Source organism: Nonomuraea aridisoli, assembly GCF_003236395.1.
Taxonomy (GTDB): domain Bacteria; phylum Actinomycetota; class Actinomycetes; order Streptosporangiales; family Streptosporangiaceae; genus Nonomuraea; species Nonomuraea aridisoli.
The window spans coordinates 1-2,552 of sequence record NZ_POUD01000503.1; the positions used below are offsets into that span (position 1 = coordinate 1).

The 2,552-nt window shown below is 72.3% G+C and carries 3 protein-coding genes; all 3 read right to left on the bottom strand.

Annotation, left to right across the window (positions count from 1 at the left end; translation table 11 throughout):
• Positions 1–508, bottom strand: a 508-nt coding sequence (locus C1J01_RS47465) for a YcnI family copper-binding membrane protein (RefSeq protein WP_220040479.1), incomplete at its 3' end; no start/stop codon positions are given.
• A gap of 81 nt (positions 509–589) precedes the next feature.
• Entirely contained in the window at positions 590–1,330 is a 741-nt protein-coding gene (locus tag C1J01_RS47470) for a hypothetical protein (RefSeq protein WP_111185665.1), read from the bottom strand.
• A gap of 8 nt (positions 1,331–1,338) precedes the next feature.
• The gene (locus tag C1J01_RS47475; protein WP_111185667.1) at positions 1,339–2,259 is read right to left on the bottom strand and encodes a CopD family protein; all 921 of its coding nucleotides are present in this window, start codon (positions 2,257–2,259) and stop codon (positions 1,339–1,341) included.
• Positions 2,260–2,552 lie beyond the last annotated feature (293 nt).

Here is a 2,552-nt window from a genome sequence, read left to right on the forward strand (position 1 = left end):
CTTCGGCGCCGGGGGCGGGGTCCTGGATCCAGCGGACCACTTCGCCGTCGCTGTAGTGCTGGAGGGTCTTGAACACCAACTGGCCGGTCTGCGGCACGGGTCCGGCGCTGATCGAGAACTCGTCGTACTCCCCCGGCTTGATCGCCGAGTCCTCGTCCGCCGTCCAGGTGATCGTGCTGACGACCTCGGTGACCTCGGCGCCGTGCGCCTCGACGGGCGTGGCCGGACGGGCTTCGGTGATCTCGTACGTCCAGCCGGGGTGCGGCTTCACCGAGACCGACGCCAGCGGGGCCTCCGGCGGGAGCTGGACCTGGATCTTGGTGGTGCTCGCGTCGTCGCGTTCGTTGGGGACGCGGAACGTCAGCGCGGCGTAGCCGCCCTGCGTGAGCGTGTCCGGGGTCACCGTGACGTGCGCGAACGCCACCGCCGGCAGGACGGCGACCAGGACGGCGGCCAGGACGGCGGCCATCGCCACGGTGACGAGCCCACGGACGGCGCGCGCGGGCACGCGCGGTCTGTCCGCCGTGACGGCGGCTGCTCTGACGGACAGTGCTCTCAACGTCCTCAACCCTTCGATAGATGCGTCTGGCTAGCCGAGGCGGGCCAGCGTCGTGGTCATCAGCGCCTTGACCTTCTCCTCGGTGTCGGCACGCCGGCCCACCGTTTTGATCTGGGCGTATCCGACGTAGATGATGGCGTTCGCCTTGTGCACCACGACGGTGACCAGGTCGTCGTAGGTGTCCGGGTTCATGTCGGGTGGCGAGGTGTGCACGAGATGCTGGGCGAACCCTTTCCATCCGTCCATCTCGATCGGCCGGCTGACGACCTTGTACTCGCCCACGACGGACGGCGGGCCGCCGAGCACGCTGAACGCCTCCGGGCACTTGGCCGACTCGGCCACCACGGAGTCCATCGTGGCTCCGGCGAGCGCGTCGCTCTGGAAGACGACCGCGCCCTGGGTGACGACCGGGAGCGACGACGGCCCCACGCGCTGCGGGCCGACGATGAAGCGTCCGGTGGGGTTGCCGCCCACCGGTTCGACGGCGGGCTTCACCTCGACCTGGACGTCCTCGGAGCGCTGGACGTACGGGCAGGTCGGGATGCTGTTCGGCGGCGTGTAGACGACGTGCGAGCCGTGGTCGGCGTCCTCGGTCTCGATCGCGCCCTCGCCGAGGTCGGCGGGGTGGACGAGGCCGGACCGGATCGAGCTCACGGTGTACGGTGGCCCGGCCTCCGGCGCCCCGCCGGAGCAGCCCGCCAGGACTCCGATGGCGAACACGCCGGCGGCGATCGCCGCCGGCCCGCGCTCGGCGCCTCGCATGTGCGTCACCAGCCCTTTCAGCGTGCGGTGAACGGGACACGTACGGGTGTCTCGTCGAAATCGGAGACGCGGATGTCCAGGCGCAGCACCCAGTCCCCCCGGTACGGGATGGACATCGCGTTCGCCACGTAATGGCCGGGTTCGGCCGCGGTCACCTTGACCGGCAGGGCCGGGACCATGCCGTCCGGCGACTCGAGGGAGCCCGACACCTCCGGCACGGCTACCAGGGAGCCGTCAGCCGCGTTGAGGTAGATGTCGGCCACGTTGCCGCCCGGCCGCGCCGGTTCGATCTTCACCTCGACGGAGCCTCCGCGCAGCCGGGCGGCCTCGCCCGCCGCGGCGGCGACGGGGAAGGGGACGGTGCCGTTCACCGGGGGCGCGTAGCCGTCGCGGGCCGGGGCGGTGTTCACCAGGACGGCTGTGATCGACAGGACGGCGATTCCGAGCACGACCTCGCCCGTCACCGAGCGGCGCAGCCGGCGCAACGCGGCGGTGGGGGCCGCGTCCAGGGGTTCGCGGTCGCGGCGCCGTACGAACCGGCGGGCTCCGGCGGCGAGGACCAGCACGGCGAGGACGGCGGCTAGCTTGCCGAGGAGCAGCAGGCCGAAGGGGGTCGCGCCGAGCGCGCCCCAGGACCCCACCTGCCGCCACGCCAGATACAGGCCGGTCGCCGCGATCAGCGCGAAGCAGATCTGCGCGAGGAACGAGAACCTGGGGAGCGCGGGCTCCAGGGAGACTGATGCCTGCCGTCCCGCCGGGACGACGACGCAGGCCGCGAGCGCGATCAGTCCGCCCAGCCAGAGGGACATGGCGATCAGGTGCAGGCTCGCCATGGGCACCGCCAGCCAGGTCTGCTCGCCGGTCTGCGAATGATCGGCCAGCGTCCAGGTCAACGCCAGAGCGACGGCCCCGGCCACAGCGCCCGCCGACAGGACCATCCGGCGTCCCGTGCCGACGGCCAGGACAAGGGGCGTGGTCGTCCCACTGGGTGCCTGGGCCGTGGCGACAACCGGGGTGGTCCTCCCGTCGGAGACATCCGCCGTAGCGACAACCGGGGCGGTCGCCACATCGGGGACGTCAGCCGCAGCGAGAACCGAGGTGGCCCTCCCATCGGAGGCATCCGCCGTGGCGAGACCCGGGGTCGTCGCGCCAGAGGGGGCGTCGGCTGGGGTGAGAGCGGGTGTGGTCGGCGCGTCGGCGCTGGTCGGAGCCGTGGTGTCGGTTGGGGGTG

What these genes read in the sequence shown, in the direction of transcription:
- C1J01_RS47475 (WP_111185667.1), bottom strand. Translation starts at nt 2,259, where the DNA reads ATGGTCCTGTCGGCGGGCGCTGTGGCCGGGGCCGTCGCTCTGGCGTTG.